The sequence below is a fragment of the Exiguobacterium sp. s16 genome (assembly GCF_018618115.1).
Classification (GTDB): Bacteria; Bacillota; Bacilli; order Exiguobacteriales; family Exiguobacteriaceae; genus Exiguobacterium; species Exiguobacterium mexicanum_A.
The window spans coordinates 131,367-149,029 of record NZ_JACSLM010000001.1 but is presented as its reverse complement, the minus strand read 5'-3'; the positions used below and the strand labels follow the sequence as shown (position 1 = coordinate 149,029).

The window sequence follows — 17,663 nt, the reverse complement described above, 5'->3', positions numbered from 1 at the left end:
CACTAGCTTGCATTCCGGCCTGTCGTGTTACAACATCTTATTCGAGAACCATTCTGAGAGGTATGGCGTGTCTTGAATGATGTACGTCGCGAGCGACGAGTTATCGACCGCACTTTGGACGCTTGCCATCGGCACGAAGGCGATGACCCATAAAATGAAGAACGTGATCACATACGCCTCGAAGAAACCGAGGACGGCACCGATGATGCCTTTCAATTGGCGCAAAATCGGCAAGTCCGTCAAGAAGTCGAGCATCGATAGGATGAGATGCAAGACAAGTTTCGTGATGACGAACAAGACGACGAACCAAAAGACGTTATAAAATGTCATCTCGAGCCCCGTGAGCGCGTTTAAATCGATGACGCCTTCCGGTAATGACCCGTCAAGTTGCGACGGATACGGAATCCAAAGCTTGAACGCTTCGGCGAGATCACGGTAGTATGCATTGGCGACGAGGAAACTGATGATGAGCGCGACCCAATGGCCGAGCTGCAAAATCGCCCCACGACGGAACCCGTTAACGATTCCGATGAACAAGAAAAACAGTATAAGTAGAGTAACCATAAAGTGATTTATTCTCCCGTATTTCGTTTAGTTTTGACGTGATCGCTCGCGATTTGGATAGCGGCGAGCACCGCTGCCTGACGAGCGTCTAGATGAGGGGACTGTTCACGAATCTCACGGATTTTGCTATCGACCAGAAAGCCCACTTCCCTCACATGATCGGCCGGCTCTTCGCTGACGATCGTATAGTCTTGACCCGCGATATGAATTGTTGTTCGTTGTACCTGCACGCGTCACCCCTCCTTTACGTCTATTCAAAATTAATCATAACATCGTTTGTATATTAGGAAAAGAAGAAGGTCCCTCCCTTTTCCACTCCAACATTTTGTGATACCCTATTTCAAAGTTGTCAAACGTCAATCTTCGTTAAAAAATGAAAGATAGGGTGGCAACACCGCATGAAATGTGCGAAAATAGCAACAATTCAAACATTAAGAGAGGATGATTTATTTGAAATTACGCATTGGCCTTCTAGGTCGCATCATCATCGCTATCGCATTCGGGATTTTACTCGGTAGCATCGTACCAGAAAGCCAGAACTGGATTGTCCGGACGTTCGTCACGTTCAACACGGTCTTTGGACAGTTCCTAGGCTTCGCCATCCCACTCATCATTCTCGCCTTCATCATTCCAGGAATCGGGGAACTTGGAAAAGGCGCTGGGAAATTGGTCGGTTTGACGGCACTGATCGCATACGTATCGACAATCGTCGCCGGGACGCTCGCCTACTTCGCGACGAGCAACCTGTTCCCACAAATTTTGACACGGAACAACGCGTCAGCTGAAAGCCCGGAAGAAGCGCTCTTAAAAGGCTTCTTGGAATTCGAAATCCCACCGGTATTCGGCGTTATGACGGCGCTCATTCTCGCATTCGTCATCGGCATCGGGATTGCCGCCATCGAAAGCAAGCGCTCGCTCGACCTAGCCATGGATTTCCGCGATATCATTGAACTACTCATCAGCAAAGTCATCATTCCACTATTACCGATTCACATCGCCGGAATTTTCATGAACATGACGTATGCCGGACAAGTCGCTGAGATTCTCTCGGTGTTCTCGCTCGTCTTCGTCACAATCATCGTCCTACACTTGACGATGCTCATGATTCAATACTCGATCGCAGGGGGTCTCAACAAAGAGAACCCGCTTCGCCTCTTGAAGACGATGATGCCGGCTTACTTCACGGCCATCGGGACACAGTCGTCAGCAGCGACAATCCCGGTCACACTTCGCCAAGCGAAAGCGAACAACACGGACGAGGGCGTCGCCAACTTCGTCGTCCCGCTCTGTGCGACAATCCACTTGTCTGGGTCGACCATCACGCTCACATCGGTCGGTGTCGCCCTCATGTACTTGAACGGCATGCCGATGTCTTACGCGATCGTGCTTCCGTTCATCCTCGCCCTCGGCGTCACGATGATCGCGGCACCAGGCGTACCAGGTGGAGCCGTTATGGCCTCACTCGGTTTGTTCGGTTCGATCCTCGGGTTCGATGCGACGATGCAAAGTCTCGTCATCGCTCTCTATTTGGCACAAGATAGCTTCGGCACGGCGACGAACGTCACGGGAGACGGGGCCATCGCCAAGATCGTTCATTACTTCAAACGCAACACGAAACTCCTCGACGACGCGAAAGCGCGCGAAGAAATCGCATAATACGCTCCAAAATTTGATAGAATGAGGAAAACGGGCAGGCCACGCGGTTTGCCCGTTTTTCATACATACGAAGAAAGGGTGTTTACATGGAACTGATTCGTTGGAACGACCTATCCGGATTTGAAGAACGTGTCATGCCCCACCTGCTCGAACATGAGGCCGAGAACAGCTTGATGATTGGCGTGCTCGATGCCATCAAGCAAGGCCGATACGAGTCGTATCATCAACTGACCGTCGAAGATGACGGTGATGTGCTCGCGATCCTGCAAGTGACGCCGCCCCATCCGCTCAACTATGTGCTCGTGACGCCTGAGCGAGAGGATGACGTCCTTCGTCTGCTCGTGCCTGAACTATTAAATGGTGATATCCCATTCACCGAGGTCGTCTCGCAAGCCGATCTAGCGATGAATTTCTACACGCTCTGGTACATCCTGACGGCACGAGAGCCGAAAGTCTTCATGGAGCAAGGTCTGTATCGTCTTGATCACGTCAACGACATCCCGCTGTCGGAAGGGTCGATGCGACGGGCGACCGAGGACGATGAGACGTTCCTCGTAAAGGCGTACAGCGCGTTTGAAAAGGAGACCGGTTTACCGGTCTCGTCGAAGGCAAACGCGACACAAAAAATTGCGACGATGCTCGAGAATCAAGAAGTGTACGTCTGGGAAGTCGACGGCAAGGTCGTCTCGTGTGCGAAAAAATCGCGCGAGACCGCGAACGGCGTCACCGTCTCGTTTGTCTACACGCCAAAAGCGTTACGCAAGCGCGGCTATGCCCGCTCGCTCGTCGCCGAGCTGAGCCGGGAGCTCTTGACGTCGAAACAATATTGTACGCTCTATACGGATTTGAGCAACCCGACATCGAACAAGATTTACAAAGAAGTCGGCTATCAAAGAATCTTCACTTCGGCGTGGATTCGATTGCCTAGCTGATTTGATGCGCCTCCCCTATACTGTAGGTGGAGGCGATTTTTGATGAACAGACTATTCGGTTGGTGGCTCCGCATCCCACGCCGGATCCGGATGACCGTCTTGACGCTCGCCACGCTCGCGGTGCTCGGCTATATGGTCTTCCTCGGCGGGAGGAGCATGCTCGACGACCCGAACTGGGACACGCTCTGGCTGAGCGTGATTGGCGCCGCCCTCTTGACCTTTATCACGTACAAGGCAACAAAAAAGTGATCGACGCGTTCGTCGATCACTTTTTGTATAGGCTTATTAGAAGAATGAAGCTGGGTTGACCGTGTTGCCCGCGCTCGAAGATGAGTACGAGTAACCGCCACGGTGAATCTCGAAGTGCAAGTGTGAGCCAGTCGAGTTCCCAGTGCTACCCATGCCGCCGATGTGTTGACCTTGTGTCACGCGTTGGCCGGCTGATACCGATACCGAGCTCATGTGCGCGTATACAGTCGTCCATACTTGACCGTTCAAGACGTGTGTGATGATGACGTGGTTCCCGTAGGCACCGCCCCATCCAGCACGTGTGACCGTACCTGTTTGTGCTGCGTTGATCGGTGTGCCGACTGCCGCCGCGATATCAAGACCGTTGTGGAACGTGTAGCCGTTCGCACCGCTTGCTGCGCCCCAACCTTGTGAGAGACGACCGCTTGCCGGACGTTGGAACATGCCGCCGCTTGCTGGTACTGAAGCTGCTGCCGATGCTGTCGGCGTGCTGACTGCGCTCGCAGCAGAGTTCGAGCTCTGTTGTTTCTTCGCTGCCGCTGCTGCCGCTGCCGCACGTTTGGCTTCTTCGGCCGCACGACGTTGTGCTTCCATTTCAGCTTTGATGGCTTTTTCTTGTGACTTGAGTGTTGACTCCATTTCTTGGAGGCTCACCAATTTCGATTCGAACTTCACTTTTTCAGCGTTGAGTTTCTTGATCTTCGCTGCGCGCTCTTTCATTTTCTTGTTGAGCGTCTTTTGACGTTGTTCGAGTTCTTCTTTTTGTTTCACAAGAGCGTCGCGCTCGGCTTTCAATTCAGCTTGCGCTTTCGCCAATTTCTCTTTTGTCGCTTGGTACTCTTCGAAAATCTGCTTGTCGTTCTCTTGGATCGTACCAGCTGTGATCATGCGTGTGAGCAAGTCACCGAAGTCTTTCGAACCGAAGATGAACTCTGCCCAGTCGATCGAGCCGCCGCCATTTTTTTGCATTGTGGCCATGCGCTCTTTCATGAGCTCTTCTTGCGCCTTCATCTTCGCTTCATATTGTTTGATTTGCTTTTGAAGGGCTGCGATTTTTTGTTGTGTCGCACGAATCTCAGCTTTCTTTTGCGCGACGTCGTTGATGACGTCTTGGAGTTCAGCATCTAACTTGTTGATTTCTTGCTGCTCTTTGCTGATTGCCTGTTCACGTTTTTGGATCGAGGCGTTCGCTTTGCTCTGTTCACTGCTATTCTTTTGTTGTTGCTGCTGCACCTTTTTCTGTTTGTCTGTAAGTGACGCTGCATAGCCAGGTGTCGTGCCGCTAATGAGAAGAGCTCCTAAAGTGACGGTTGCTGCAAGTTTCTTCAAGTTAACCAATGTGCTTCCCTCCGCTGAGTTCTGTGAATTTCTATATAAAATAGATCGAATAATTTATAAGTTAAAACGCGAATTCCTGTATCGCTCTGAGACTCATTATAGCAATCTAAACCTAAAGTTATTTTACACTTATATTTCATTCGCATTACATTGACCTGTTTTAGGTTTTATACGTTTAAAAATGGGGGTATAAAGGGATTTCTCATTTCCCCATGTCACAAAAACGTTATAAATAAAAAAGAAAAGCACTTCTTGAAAGCGCTTTTCAAATAACTACCTATATGATTTTTTTACCACCTTGGGGAGACATACCCCGATCGCGACCGGTTCGTTCGGCCGTGTTTCCACAAATAATAACCGCCAACGAGAAGGACGCCACAGGCTGCCCCGAAACTGTCGAGCAGGATATCCTGAATGAGCGGCGTCCGCTCAGGCGTCAGGCTTTGATGGAACTCATCAAAGATGGCGACCGTATTCGCGAGCGTCCAGGCAAACAAGATCGTCAGACCGGCATGGAGTCTTGTCCGCGACACGGCTTTGACGAGAAGTGCCCCGAGAGCGAAGAAGACGGTGAAGTGCGCCGCTTTCCGAATCAAGAACTCAATCAAGCCGACGCTCCCTTTCGCCTCGAGCGATACTGGTCCTCCGGCGTACTCGAAGTCGACGGTCGAGAGTACCGGTTCGGCCCACGTCCAATCGATGCGTTCGAGCGGTGAGACGATGCTCTGGTCCGAGTATGGGGTCGCGCTCGAGAAGAATAAGCCAATCAGGATCAAACTGATCCATATAAATTCATTTTTCAGTATGTACATAACACCGTTCCTTTCTACAACGAGTCTCATTATACGCCGTCCATCATGTTTCATTGTAACAACGACTTCATCATTTCATGACAATTTGATTGCGAACAACCGGTTCAAAGTCGTGTCTTGAAATCCCGATTGGTATAATGAAAACAAAAAGGGGGAATCAACATGATCTATCAATATGAAGCAGCCGACATGAGCGGCAAGCTCCAACCGCTATCCAAATACGAGGGGGACGTCCTGTTGATCGTCAACACGGCGAGCAAGTGCGGCTTCACACCACAGCTCGACGGGCTCGAGAAATTATATGAACGTTACCAGGGGCAAGGTTTCCATATCCTCGGCTTCCCGTGCAACCAGTTCGGCAATCAAGACCCGGGCTCGAACGAGGAAATCAGCGAGTTCTGTCAATTGAACTACGGTGTGACGTTCCCGATGTTCGCCAAAGTCGACGTGAACGGGAAAGACGCCCACCCGCTCTTCCAATACTTATCAAAAGAAGCACCGGGCCTGCTCGGCTCGAAGACGATCAAGTGGAACTTCACGAAGTTCCTCGTCGACCGGAACGGCAACGTCATCGAACGGTTCTCGCCGCAAACGACACCGGACGAGATCGAGACGGCGGTCAAACGTCTGTTATAAGGAAAAGGATGGTCCACCGAAATCCGGCGGGCCATCCTTTTTTTAGCGTGGGGTGATGAAGTTGATCGTGTAGAACGGACTTGATTCTTCATTATAGACGAGGCCGACCGACACGTGCGTGAAGCCATCTTTCAAAATGTTCTCCCGGTGGCCGAGCGAATTCATGAGTCCCCAGTGGGCGTGGAAGACGCTCATCTGCCCCATCGCCAAGTTCTCTCCGGCGAGGGAGTAGGCGATGCCGGCCTCATTCATCCGCTCGAACGGGTCGCGGCCCTCGGGATCGGTATGGCTGAAGAAGTTGTTGCGGGCCATGTTCTCACTATGGGCGCGCACGACCGGGAGCAGCGGTTCGTAGTCAGCGAGCGCCGACAATCCGAACTTCTGACGGTCCCAGTTCATGAGCATCCGCATCAATTGTTCGTTCGCGACGAGATTGTCTTCCGACACGTCGCCATAATAGCCGTCACTCGACTCCTCGACGTCCCGGTCGACAGTGAGCACGGCCTTTAACTTGTTCTCATCGTGCTGATCGAAGAAGAGCGTCACATAGTCGTCGTCGATCGCATAGACGTTGAATGACGGGTCGTCCGGGATCAAATAGCGTTTGAGTCCCTTATTATACGACTTGACCTCATCGAAACCGATTTGCTCGACTTGTTGCCGTGTCGTCTCACCCACGACGAGTCCTTCATAGACGCTCCCCGTCTCGAACTGGTAATGGCCTTTCTTCGAACCGTCGTCATCGATCAACTCGAGGCTCCGGTCCCCGCCCTTCTCGAGCAAGTACCAGTCATGCCCGGCGTATTGGCTCGTGAAGCGCGGCGCATCGGTCGCACGTTCCTGTTGTTCTTCCGCCACTTCCGTCGACTTCACTTGAACGCTCGTCGGCGCCGACACGTTCGGCACTTCATACTTCCAGGCCGCATACATGCCGATCGCGAGCAATAGAATCACTAGTTTACGAAACATCGCGTCTCCTTTCGAAAAAACTACTCCTGTCGCTCACCGAAGTCACGCAGTCGTGTCTTGATATCGATGAGCATCTCCATATAAGCGACGTACGTCGCTTCATCTATATTCAGCATACCACTCACTTTGACCGGTACGTCTTCGGCCTGCTCACGCAGTGCGCTACCGGACGGCGTGAGGGATAAGAGGACGCGACGCTCGTCGTCGGTCGCCCGGACTTTCTCCACGTAATCGAGCTGAATCAATCGTTTCACGAGCGGCGACAGCGTGCCCGAGTCGAGCGTCAGTCGGTCGCCGAGTTGTTTCATGTCGATATTGTCCTCTTCCCACAAGACGAGCATGACCAAGTACTGGCTATACGTCAGCTTGAGCGGCGCGAGAATCGGCCGATACAGGCGCGTTAATTCTTTCGAGGCGGTATAGAGCTGAAAACAAATCTGATGCTCTAATGTTAACGAACTTTTCATGTCATTTCCTCCGGCTATAGTCTTAGGACAAGCATATCACTTGCTTATCTGTTTGACTGCCCTATAATTAGATTGTGCACAACTTAATTGCCTAAAAACGAAATGGAGGAATTGAATCATGAAACCATTATTCACAGCTTCAGCAACTGCAATCGGTGGCCGCGAAGGTCGCGTTACATCGACGGACGGCGTCATCGACTTGAACGTCTCAATGCCTGGCTCAAAACACGCGGACGAAGCGACGAACCCGGAGCAACTCTTCGCAGCGGGTTACGCGGCATGTTTCGGTAGCGCCTTGAACCTCGTTATCGGCAAAGAACGTATTAAAACAGATGGCACGAACGTCACAGGACACGTGACGCTCAACCAAGACGATGAAGGCTTCTTCATCTCGGTCGAACTCGAAGTCGAGATCAAAGGTGTGGATCAAGCGACGGCGGAACGTCTCGTCGAAGCGGCACACCAAGTTTGCCCGTACTCGAAAGCGACACGCGGCAACGTCGACGTCAAGTTGACTGCCAAAGCAGCATAATTCGATGGCCCGCTTCCGAGCGGGCTTTTTTTTGCGTCTCCCTACTCTACGGAGTAGAATGAAGGAACGATAGACAAGGAGAGGAGGCGGATGATGTTCAAAGGAAAACGAAAATATGTGACGTTCGGCCTCGGGGTCGCGTTTCTTCTCGCCGCCTTCTATAACGGCCTGACCGTCCGCAATTATGCGGTCGAGTCGGACAAGCTCGAGGCAGGACAATCGTTCCGAGTCGTCCTGCTGTCGGACTTACACGGCTACTCGTACGGGGACGACCAGCGCGTCTTGATCGACAAAGTACGGGACCAAGCACCGGATTTGATCGCCCTGCCCGGTGATATCCTCGACCGCTTCCGCTCCCCCGACGCCTCATTCGAATTGATCGAGGGGCTACAAGGGATTGCGCCGATGTATTTCGTGACCGGCAATCATGAGATCGACGGCTCGGACGATTTCGTCCGCCACGACGTCAAGGACGTATTTCGCTCCTATGGCGTGACCGTGCTCGAGAACGAGACCGCGTCGATCAATGTCAACGGCGTCGACGTCCTCGTCGGCGGACTCGAGGACCCATTGCGGACGTATACGGAAAACATCCACGGCAGCTGGGAAGAGACGGCATTGATCTCACTCGGTGATGTCGACACGGAGACAGCGTTCAGTCTGCTCTTATCACATCGGGCCGAGCAGGTCGAGACGTACGCCGCCTTACCGTTTGACCTCGTCCTGTCAGGCCATGCCCACGGCGGACAGGTTCGAATTCCCTATTTATTGAACGGGCTGTACGCGCCGGACCAAGGCTTCTTCCCGAAGTATGCCGGCGGTCTGTATGAGCACGAGACGTTCACCCACGTCATCGGTCGCGGCTTCAACTACAGCGTCAGCGTACCGCGCGTGTTCAACCCACCAGAGATCGTCGTCATCGACGTCGCTGGGACCGGGGCTCCTCAGTGAGCCCCTTTTCCTATTTTCCCCAAAAATCGGATTCGCATGCACCGTGTGCGGGTACAGTATCCATGTTGTGACTTACCTGTTTTCGAAAAAAGGAGGAAGTGGACATATGCGTGCTGTTACCTATCAAGGAACGAAGAACATTGAGGTCAAGGATGTGAAAGATCCGGAGATTGAGAATCGGGAAGAGATTATTGTCAAGATCACATCGACGGCCATCTGCGGGTCGGACCTGCACATCTATCAGGGCAACATGCCGACCCGACACGGATTCATCATCGGGCACGAACCGATGGGCATCGTCGAAGAAGTCGGACCGGACGTGACAAAAGTCAAAAAAGGCGACCGCGTCGTCTTGCCGTTCAACGTCTCGTGCGGCCATTGCTTCTATTGTGAGAACGACATGGAGAGCCAGTGCGACAACTCGAACCATGCCCCGCACACCGACGCCGGCGGGTTGTTCGGTTACACCGAACAGTTCGGGAACCATCCCGGCGGTCAAGCCGAGTACTTAAAAGTGCCATATGGAAACTTCATGCCGCTCGTCATTCCGGAGTCGTGTGAGCTCGATGACGAGGCGCTCCTGTTCTTATCGGACGTCATCCCGACGGCGTGGTGGAGTCTAGACAACGCGGGTATGAAGGCCGGCGACACGGTCGTCGTCCTCGGGTCGGGGCCGGTCGGTCTGATGACGCAAAAGCTCGCCTGGGTGCGCGGCGCGAAACGTGTCATCGCCGTCGATCCCGAAATCTATCGGTTGAATCGGGCCAAGCTGTCGAACAACGTCGAGACCGTCCTGTTGAAAGACCCGGTCGAGACCGGCAAATACATCCGCGAGATCACGGGTGGCGGCGCCGATATCGTCGTCGACTGTGTCGGGATTGACGGGAAGAAATCACCGATCGAGAAAGTCGAGCAGAAACTCATGGTCCAAGGTGGCACGCTCAGCGCCATCAAAGTCGCCAAAGAAGCCGTCCGTAAGTTCGGTATCGTCCAATTGACCGGCGTCTATCCGATGAACTACAACCAGTTCCCGATGGGCGACTTCTTCACACGCAACGTCACATTGAAGACCGGACAAGCCCCGGTCATCCATTATATGCCCGAGCTGTTCCAAATGATCGTCGACAAGAAGTTCGACCCGACCGACATCATCACGCACCGCTTGCCGCTCGAACAAGCGGCCGACGCCTACAAAATCTTTAATGATCATCTCGACGACTGCGTCAAAGTCGTCTTGAAACCATAACGAACAAGCGGTCCCCGACAGATGTCAGGGACCGCTTCTTCATTTACCAGATCGTCCGTTCTTCGCAACATTGTGCTTCCCGTTCGATTTGAACGGTCGAACGCTCGAACGTGGCGAACTCTCGGATTCGTTTCGTCACCTCACGCAAGACGCGCTGGTCGTCCGTGTCCACCTCGATCAAGACGTGGCACGTGACGGCGAATTCGTTCGATGAGATTGACCAGACATGTAAGTCATGGACTTCTTTGACGCCATCGACGCCACCGAGTTCACGTTGCATCGCCACGACGTCGATTTGGTCGGGTGTCCCTTCCATCAAAATATGGATCGCCTCCCGCGTCACGCGGTAGCCGCTCAATAAAATCAGGACAGCGACGAACAGACTCGCGATCGGGTCGGCAAGCGTCCAACCGAACGCCATGATCAATACGGCCGCCGTGATGGCACCGACCGAGCCGAGCAAATCGCCGAACACGTGCAACAGTGCACTGCGGACGTTCAAGTTGTCACGTTCCCCCCGCATGAGCAGCCAGGCCGCGAGTAGGTTGACGAGCAGTCCGATGATGGCGACCGTGAGCATGCCCCCGCTCGAAATCTCAGGTGGGGCGAACAAGCGCTGATACGCCTCGATGATGATGTAGATGGATATGACGAGTAGCGTCAATCCGTTGACGAACGCCGCCAAAATCTCGAACCGTCGATAGCCGAACGTGCGCTCAGGCGTCGCCTGCCGTGCCCCGAACCGAACGGCGAGAAAACTGAGACCGAGCGCGGCTGCGTCACTGAGCATGTGGCCCGCATCCGACAAGAGCGCCAAACTGTTCGTCCATAATCCGCCGATGACCTCGACGACCATGAACGTCGCAATCAGGACGAACGACCAGAATAATGCCCGTTGGTTCGTCGTATGGTGATGATGGTGGTCATGTCCGTGGTGATCGTGATGTGCACCCATACCATCCCCTCCTCTCCCTTTCATTCTATACCTTTCTCCTTTAACATTCAAACGTACGTTTGAATGAATACATAAAAAACAATCGTCGAAAGGGATGTCCTCTCGACGATTGTAATTATTTTTGTTCGAGCCGGACCCGCATGACCCCGTCATATGGGAACAACTTCAATTGTCGCGTCTCGCCCTCATACCAACTGCCGGCGCTTTGACTGCTCGTCGCCGTCATATCAGGCGTCGCGACCGCTTGGCGGTCCCAGTCGATCGCCTTCACCTGCTGGTCACGCACCATCAAGAAGAAACCGTCATAGAAATGATATTCGTTCACTTGGTCACGCTGGACGACTTTCGGGGCACCGAGCGTGGCGCGGACGCTCGAGATATCTTGTCCGAGCCATTCAAGCGTCGCCGGGTCGGCCGTAGGGACGACCGTTTTCCAGGCCGCGGTCACATCTTCGTCCGAGACACTCGTCGCTTCTTTCGTCACTTGCGCTTCCGTCACCCAACCGATCGTCCGCTCGTTCAATTGGAGCTTGACGAAACCACTGACGGCCTCGAGTTGTTCGAAACGGTCGCCGAGGTCGGCCTCATAGATGACCGTCACCCGGTCATCGGCGAACACTTTCGTATACGGCGCCGCGATATAGACGAACACCCCGTCGGTCTCGTCAGCCTCTGCTTCCGCCTCGGTCTCCTTTGTCGCTTCCGTCTCACTGTTGACCGATTCGGTCGCGATGTCGTCCGTCTCCGGCAACGCCGACTTCTTCGAGTCCATGAGCGCCGCGAAAGCGATGACGCCGATGAGCGAGGCGATCAACAACACCACTGTCGCTGATTGCCAAAACCGTTTCCGTTTCCGTGACGCTGCCCGTGATACCCGTACTTCTTCTTTCATGTTCTTCCACCCCTATTTGTTTCGTCCCTTCTCCGATTCGGCAAGGGGGATCCCGTTTCCTGCCTCGTCGAAGAAAATTTGCGGCTCGCTCGTCAACGTCTCGAGCGTCCGGAGCGTCGCGTCGACGTCGACCGGCGGTTTTGTATCACCAGACTCAAGGACGCGTACCGTCTTTCCGAGCTCGATCGTCCGGTCCGTCAATCGATGGAACGTCCGGTCGTGCGAGATAAGGATCAACCCGCCCCGATACACGTCGAGTGCGGCCTCGATTTGTTCTCGCGTCGCCACATCCAAATAGTTCGTCGGCTCATCGAGCGCGAGCAAATCCGCATCCGAGAAGTAGAGGATGAGGAAGGCGATGCGGCACTTCTCCCCCATGCTCGCGTCACGGATCGGCTTATACACCTCATCGCGGCGGAATAAGAAGTGCGCCAAAAGCGTCCGTGCCTCCGTCTCTGTGATGTCACTCTCGGCGAGGAGTGCGTCGAGCAACGTCCCTCCCTTCGGCAATTGCGCAAGCGTCTGCGAGAAATAGCCAACCTTCAGTTTCGGGTGACGTTTGATGTCCCCTGCCTCCGGTGCGAGTTCGCCGATCAATAGTTTCAAAAGCGTCGTCTTCCCACTTCCGTTCGGACCGACGATGGAGATGCGGTCACCCCGGTTCACCGTGAACGAGAGGTGCTCAAAGAGGGGTTCCTCGTAACCGAACGAGACGTCGTCGACCGTGATCCACGTCTTCGCCTCGAGCGGGTCGGCTTGGAAACGGACGGAGACGTGGGCCGCGTCTTTCGGGCGATCGGGCCGAGAACCTTCGAGTTGCTCGAGCTTACGTTCCCTTGCCTTCATTTTGACGGCTAGGTTCGCCGCGCCTTTTTGCGCGCCGGGACTCCGTACGCTCGCCGTCGCTTTCGCTTTCAAATGCCAGCCCTTATATTGGGCGATCATATCGAGCAGCTCCGACTTCCGCGCTACGTAGCGGGCATGGGCTCGCTCATCGCGTACCCGTTCCTCGGCCTTCTGGTGTTTATAGGCCGTGTAGTTGCCAGGATAGCGGACGACTTTCCCTTCATCTAACTCAAGGATGACCGTCGCGACATCGTCGATGAACTGACGGTCGTGGGAGATGGCGAGCACCGTACCCGGAAATTCGTTCACCCAGCGCGTCAGCCACTCGATTGAGTCGACATCGAGATGGTTCGTCGGCTCGTCGAGCAGGACGATATCGACATGTCGCATCGTGAGCCGAGCAAGTTGGGCCCGTGTCTGTTCACCGCCGCTCAACTCTCGGAGCCGGATTGAGTCCTGTGCGTCGAGACCGAGCCGTTTGAGCGCTCGTCTCGCTTCGGTTTCGAGTCCGAAGGCGTCAGTTGCGAGCGCCTCGTCGTATGCTTCAAGCACGCGCGCCGTGTCACCTGATGTGACATCCATGTAGAGCGGATAGCGCTGCGGGTCGCCTTGCATGACGTAGTCAAGCGCAGTCTCTTCTCCGTCAAACACCGTCTGTTCGACGACACCGACCGAACCTAAGACGTCGATCGTGCCTGCCTGCGGGGTCAGCTCGCCGATAAGCAGCTTGAACAGCGTCGTCTTGCCGGACCCGTTCTGTCCGAATAAGATGGCCCGTTCTGCTGCCGCCACGTCGAACGAGACGTTGTCGAATAATGGTTGCCGGTCGTGGTCGAACCGGACTTGTTGGATTGATAACATATTGTTTCACCTCGCTAATTGTTCGGATACGCGATGAAACAAAAAAACACCATCCGCTCAAAAGCGATGGTGTGAAGAGCTCCGGTCAAGCGGAAAGAAGGGTTACCCCCGTAGCCTGAAATTGGACACACTTCACCCGTAACTGTTCGTGCGAACAGTGATGATTCGTTTCATCAGTTGAGGGCGTGTGACTTTTTCATGGCACGATGTACCTTCCTTTCCTAAGTTATTGCAACCGTACCAAATTGAAAGCGGATTCGCAAGAGGTGCCCCACAATCTCCCATTTTTTCTACACCTTCCGGCGGATGCAAGCGCGTCACGCGAGCGGTATGATTAAACCAACTTAGATGATGAGGTGACTGCCATGAAATTACGAAACCTACTCGTCCCGAGCGCTGTCCTAGCGAGCGTCGGTACGTTCTTATATACACGATTCAAACAAAGACTGCCTCGCCCCGCCTTCAAAGTCCCGACGGTCAAGCCGGACCTCGCCTCGTTCGATGAGACGATGGTCGGTGCCACCTGGGTCGGCCATTCGACCGTGCTCATCCATTGGTACGGATTAAAGATTTTGACCGATCCGGTGTTCTCGAACCGGATTGGGGTCCACGTCGGCCCGGTCACGTTCGGGATGAAACGCCATACCGCCCCCGCCCTCTTGATCGAGGAGATCGGGCACGTCGACGTCATCTTGCTCAGTCACGCCCATATGGACCACTTCGACCATAAGAGCCTGAAGCGGCTGATCACCCGCGATACGGTCGTCATCTCGGCTCCAGGCACGAGCAAACTGTTACGTAAATATCCGAGCTTACAGACGCTCGAGATGCACCCACACGACAAATTGACGCTCGCGAACGGGCTCCACGTCCAAGCGATCCCTGTCGCCCACTGGGGCAATCGTTTCCCATGGGACAAACATATGGGCTATAACGGCTACGTCTTGAAATATAAAGGCGTTCGCATGCTGTTCGCCGGGGATACGGCGTACACCGAATCGTTCAACGGGCTCGCGAACAAAGAGCCGATCGACCTCGCCTTTTTCCCGATCGGCGCCTATCAACCCGAGTCGTTCGAGGAAGCGCACTGCACCCCGGAGCAGGCATGGACAATGTTCAAACAGAGCGGCGCGAAGCGTTTCTTCCCGATGCATTGGGACACGTTCGTCTTGTCGTATGAACCGGTCGAAGAGCCGTATGAGCGACTCGTCGCCGCGGCAAAGCTTGAACGTGACCAAATCGTGATCAAGGCGCACGGCGAAAGTATTCGGCTGTAGCTTTCGCTTTCACTTCTGTCCAAATTTCGGTAACGTAAGAGGTGAGAGGGAGGGAATCAATTTATGGAATGGACAACACTCAACAATGATGTGAAACTGCCGATGCTCGGACTCGGCGTGTACAAAGTGGAAGACGGTGCGGTCACGGTCGACACGGTCAAAGCGGCGCTTGATGCCGGCTATCGGTTAATCGACACGGCGGCCATCTATCAAAACGAGGAGAGCGTCGGCCAAGCGATTCGCGAGTCAAGCGTCCCGCGGGAAGACATCTTCGTGACGACGAAACTGTGGAACGAGTTCCACGGCTATGACGAGGCACTCCAAGCGTTCCAAGATAGCCTCGACCGGCTCGGGCTCGAATATGTCGACTTGTTCTTGATTCACTGGCCGATGCCGCGCTTCGGCAAGTTCGTCGAGACGTATAAAGCGCTCGAACAGTTGTATGAGGAAGGCAAGGTTCGGGCTATCGGGGTCTCGAACTTTGAGATCAGCCACCTTGAACAGATCATCCAGTCATGCTCGATCGTACCGGCGGTGAACCAAGTCGAGATCCACCCATACTTGTCCCAAAAAGAATTGATCGCTTTCTGCCAGCGGTACGATATTCAAATCCAGGCGTGGAGCCCGCTCATGAAAGGGCGTGAGGCGCTCGAGGACCCGGTCATCACCGAGATCGCTGATAAGTACGGGAAGTCGCCGGCTCAAGTCATCTTGCGTTGGCACTTGCAGAACGGCGTCGCCGTCATCCCGAAATCGGTCACGCCGAGCCGGATTCGCGAGAATATAGAGGTATTCGACTTCACGTTGACGAAAGAAGAGATGCACGCGATCGATGGACTCAACCGCGACGAGCGGACCGGGTCTGACCCGAACGAGATGCACAAAATCCACTACTGAGGAGAGATTGTACATGTTCAAAAAACTAGCTTCTGATTTGACGGGCTTCAGCGATATCGGCGAAGTCATCGACCCGAAAGATTTCGATAAAGCGGATTCGGATGATTACGTCCTGCATGAGGACAACGAGAAGATTTATTTCTTGATCAAATCGAAATCGGACGAGTACTGCTTCACAAACTTGGCGATGATCCACCTCGACGGAACGAGTGCGATGAGTTCGAAACGCGTCTTGTACCGTTATCCTTACGCCCATTTCCCATTGAATAACGTCATGTTCGAGACGGCCGGTACGGTCGACATGGACGTCGAGATCAAGTTCACCATCGGCGACAAGCCGTACTCGATCGACGTGAACAAGAAACAAATCGAGCATGTGAAAGACTTGTACAAATCGCTCCTCGCCATCGCTGAGAAGCAACGTGAAGGCCGGAAGATGATGGAGTATGCCAACGCGTCACTCACGCACTCGGTGTCGATCTTGAGCGGGCTCCGCCAAGGCGACATGAACGTGGCGTCGACGTTCAAGGAATTGAACGAACAAAGCTTCGACTGGCTCAAAGGTCACTATCACGAGTGGAACCGCAAAGACTTCGGTGACGTGTTCGAGAAGTACATCAATAATTAACCAGGCGGTGACTTATGGATTACATGTGGCTGTTGATTGCGTTCGGCTTGTTCATGCTCGTAATTTTGACTGTATTCATCAGTAGTGTGCTCAACGCCTTGTTCCGGCACCTCCACCCGGTAATTCATATCGCTGTCATCTTGTTGTTATCGTTTGCGTATGAGCGTCTCATGTTGGATTATAATCTCTTCTGGACGCTACTCGTTCTCGTGACCATCAGTTATGCAGCACCACTTCTTGTCATCAAACTGTACAACAAAGGTGAGCGCTTCGAACGCGATCGTCTGAAATGAAATGTCCCCTAGACTCCAATCGGATTCTAGGGGACATTTTTATTTGCCTTCATCAATCAACTGTTCAGCGAGCCGTTGGAACAAGTGGCTCATATGGACGGCCGAGGCGATGGCGAGCGACTGTTGGATGCCGTTCGTCTCGTTCGTGCGCACGTTGGCGAGGAGCGTCTCGGCTTGCGCCTCGAACGCCTGCATGTTCTGCTCTTTCTGAACCTGGTACGCGTCATAGAAGTCCTCGAGCGAGAAACCTTCGTCCGACTCGTTCAACGGCCGGAGCGTCTCTTTGATGTCATTGATCGAGAGCAATCCTTTCATCTCGTAAATCAGGCTGAGCAACATCAAGTGCTCGTTCGTGTATTTCTTGTTTTTGACAGGATGGAACAACTTGCCCTTGGCGTAGTTGTTGATCATCGTCTTCGTCAAAATCGTCTCATCGTCGCTTCGTTTCATCTTGCCGTAATGTTGCTCGAACAGCTGGATGACTTGGTCCATATATAAGTCGATCGTCGGGAGCACCTGTTTCGGCAACGTCCCTTCCGTCTCTACAATCTCGTGCGGTTTCATCGAATCACCTCCCCTTCAGTATACGGACAAACTCAATTTGTCGAAACAAAAACCTTGTTGTTCTTCCGTATACAGCTTATCATGTAGTTATGGATACT

The 17,663-nt window shown here is 53.6% G+C and carries 21 protein-coding genes; 11 read left to right on the top strand and 10 right to left on the bottom strand.

Annotated elements, in window-relative coordinates:
* Positions 1–27 precede the first annotated feature (27 nt).
* Together KNP86_RS00810 and zapA are read right to left on the bottom strand one after the other, a co-directional pair.
* Positions 28–564, bottom strand: a complete 537-nt coding sequence (locus KNP86_RS00810; RefSeq protein ID WP_214752464.1) for a CvpA family protein — start codon at positions 562–564, stop codon at positions 28–30.
* An 8-nt stretch (positions 565–572) separates the two neighbouring features.
* Positions 573–794, bottom strand: a complete 222-nt coding sequence (gene zapA, locus KNP86_RS15645; protein ID WP_021066785.1) for a cell division protein ZapA — start codon at positions 792–794, stop codon at positions 573–575.
* 211 nt (positions 795–1,005) lie between these two features.
* Between zapA and KNP86_RS00800 the strand changes: the two genes are divergently transcribed.
* From KNP86_RS00800 to KNP86_RS00790, 3 genes are all read left to right on the top strand, one after another.
* Positions 1,006–2,220, top strand: coding sequence for a dicarboxylate/amino acid:cation symporter (locus KNP86_RS00800; RefSeq protein WP_214752463.1), 1,215 nt, complete (start codon positions 1,006–1,008; stop codon positions 2,218–2,220).
* An 86-nt stretch (positions 2,221–2,306) separates the two neighbouring features.
* Positions 2,307–3,152, top strand: a complete 846-nt coding sequence (locus KNP86_RS00795) for a GNAT family N-acetyltransferase (RefSeq protein ID WP_214752462.1) — start codon at positions 2,307–2,309, stop codon at positions 3,150–3,152.
* Positions 3,153–3,194: 42 nt separating this feature from the next.
* Positions 3,195–3,401: a hypothetical protein gene (locus KNP86_RS00790; protein WP_138859809.1), complete on the top strand. Its 207-nt coding sequence runs from the start codon at positions 3,195–3,197 to the stop codon at positions 3,399–3,401.
* A gap of 36 nt (positions 3,402–3,437) precedes the next feature.
* Here the strand turns inward: KNP86_RS00790 and KNP86_RS00785 are convergent, their stop codons facing one another.
* Together KNP86_RS00785 and KNP86_RS00780 are read right to left on the bottom strand one after the other, a co-directional pair.
* Complete coding sequence (locus KNP86_RS00785; protein WP_034776701.1) at positions 3,438–4,739, bottom strand: murein hydrolase activator EnvC family protein; 1,302 nt, start codon at positions 4,737–4,739, stop codon at positions 3,438–3,440.
* Between the two features lie 290 nt (positions 4,740–5,029).
* A complete protein-coding gene (locus KNP86_RS00780; protein WP_214752461.1) occupies positions 5,030–5,551 on the bottom strand; it encodes a VanZ family protein in 522 nt (173 codons plus the stop codon).
* Positions 5,552–5,713: 162 nt separating this feature from the next.
* On the opposite strand from KNP86_RS00780, the gene KNP86_RS00775 reads away from it, so the two are divergent.
* A complete protein-coding gene (locus tag KNP86_RS00775; RefSeq protein WP_029595900.1) occupies positions 5,714–6,187 on the top strand; it encodes a glutathione peroxidase in 474 nt (157 codons plus the stop codon).
* A 42-nt stretch (positions 6,188–6,229) separates the two neighbouring features.
* Here the strand turns inward: KNP86_RS00775 and KNP86_RS00770 are convergent, their stop codons facing one another.
* Together KNP86_RS00770 and KNP86_RS00765 are read right to left on the bottom strand one after the other, a co-directional pair.
* On the bottom strand, positions 6,230–7,156 hold the full coding sequence (locus KNP86_RS00770) for a CAP domain-containing protein (protein ID WP_214752459.1): 927 nt from the start codon (positions 7,154–7,156) through the stop codon (positions 6,230–6,232).
* A gap of 20 nt (positions 7,157–7,176) precedes the next feature.
* Positions 7,177–7,623: a MarR family winged helix-turn-helix transcriptional regulator gene (locus KNP86_RS00765; RefSeq protein WP_214752457.1), complete on the bottom strand. Its 447-nt coding sequence runs from the start codon at positions 7,621–7,623 to the stop codon at positions 7,177–7,179.
* Between the two features lie 118 nt (positions 7,624–7,741).
* Here KNP86_RS00765 and KNP86_RS00760 point away from each other — a divergent pair, with 118 nt between their 5' ends.
* The 3 genes from KNP86_RS00760 (at position 7,742) to KNP86_RS00750 (ending at position 10,352) form a co-directional block, all read left to right on the top strand.
* Positions 7,742–8,155 carry an organic hydroperoxide resistance protein gene (locus KNP86_RS00760; RefSeq protein ID WP_021066776.1) on the top strand — a complete coding sequence of 138 codons (414 nt, stop codon included), beginning with the start codon at positions 7,742–7,744 and terminating at the stop codon, positions 8,153–8,155.
* A gap of 90 nt (positions 8,156–8,245) precedes the next feature.
* Positions 8,246–9,106 (top strand): metallophosphoesterase, encoded by an 861-nt coding sequence (locus KNP86_RS00755; protein WP_251130393.1) that lies wholly within the window; start codon positions 8,246–8,248, stop codon positions 9,104–9,106.
* A gap of 106 nt (positions 9,107–9,212) precedes the next feature.
* The gene (locus KNP86_RS00750) at positions 9,213–10,352 is read left to right on the top strand and encodes a zinc-dependent alcohol dehydrogenase (RefSeq protein WP_034776693.1); all 1,140 of its coding nucleotides are present in this window, start codon (positions 9,213–9,215) and stop codon (positions 10,350–10,352) included.
* A gap of 43 nt (positions 10,353–10,395) precedes the next feature.
* On the opposite strand, the gene KNP86_RS00745 is transcribed toward KNP86_RS00750, so the two are convergent.
* From KNP86_RS00745 to abc-f, 3 genes are all read right to left on the bottom strand, one after another.
* Positions 10,396–11,307 carry a cation diffusion facilitator family transporter gene (locus tag KNP86_RS00745; RefSeq protein ID WP_214752455.1) on the bottom strand — a complete coding sequence of 304 codons (912 nt, stop codon included), beginning with the start codon at positions 11,305–11,307 and terminating at the stop codon, positions 10,396–10,398.
* Between the two features lie 115 nt (positions 11,308–11,422).
* Positions 11,423–12,199 carry a hypothetical protein gene (locus tag KNP86_RS00740; RefSeq protein ID WP_214752453.1) on the bottom strand — a complete coding sequence of 259 codons (777 nt, stop codon included), beginning with the start codon at positions 12,197–12,199 and terminating at the stop codon, positions 11,423–11,425.
* Positions 12,200–12,211: 12 nt separating this feature from the next.
* Positions 12,212–13,906, bottom strand: coding sequence for a ribosomal protection-like ABC-F family protein (gene abc-f / locus KNP86_RS00735; protein ID WP_214752451.1), 1,695 nt, complete (start codon positions 13,904–13,906; stop codon positions 12,212–12,214).
* 365 nt (positions 13,907–14,271) lie between these two features.
* Here abc-f and KNP86_RS00730 point away from each other — a divergent pair, with 365 nt between their 5' ends.
* The 4 genes from KNP86_RS00730 (at position 14,272) to KNP86_RS00715 (ending at position 17,001) form a co-directional block, all read left to right on the top strand.
* Positions 14,272–15,183, top strand: a complete 912-nt coding sequence (locus KNP86_RS00730) for an MBL fold metallo-hydrolase (RefSeq protein WP_214752449.1) — start codon at positions 14,272–14,274, stop codon at positions 15,181–15,183.
* Positions 15,184–15,246: 63 nt separating this feature from the next.
* Positions 15,247–16,080 carry an aldo/keto reductase gene (locus tag KNP86_RS00725; RefSeq protein ID WP_214752447.1) on the top strand — a complete coding sequence of 278 codons (834 nt, stop codon included), beginning with the start codon at positions 15,247–15,249 and terminating at the stop codon, positions 16,078–16,080.
* 13 nt (positions 16,081–16,093) lie between these two features.
* Complete coding sequence (locus KNP86_RS00720) at positions 16,094–16,708, top strand: PH domain-containing protein (RefSeq protein WP_021066768.1); 615 nt, start codon at positions 16,094–16,096, stop codon at positions 16,706–16,708.
* 14 nt (positions 16,709–16,722) lie between these two features.
* On the top strand, positions 16,723–17,001 hold the full coding sequence (locus tag KNP86_RS00715; protein ID WP_034776686.1) for a hypothetical protein: 279 nt from the start codon (positions 16,723–16,725) through the stop codon (positions 16,999–17,001).
* A 39-nt stretch (positions 17,002–17,040) separates the two neighbouring features.
* Here the strand turns inward: KNP86_RS00715 and KNP86_RS00710 are convergent, their stop codons facing one another.
* The gene (locus KNP86_RS00710) at positions 17,041–17,565 is read right to left on the bottom strand and encodes a DUF1836 domain-containing protein (protein ID WP_034776685.1); all 525 of its coding nucleotides are present in this window, start codon (positions 17,563–17,565) and stop codon (positions 17,041–17,043) included.
* Between the last annotated feature and the right edge of the window lie 98 nt (positions 17,566–17,663).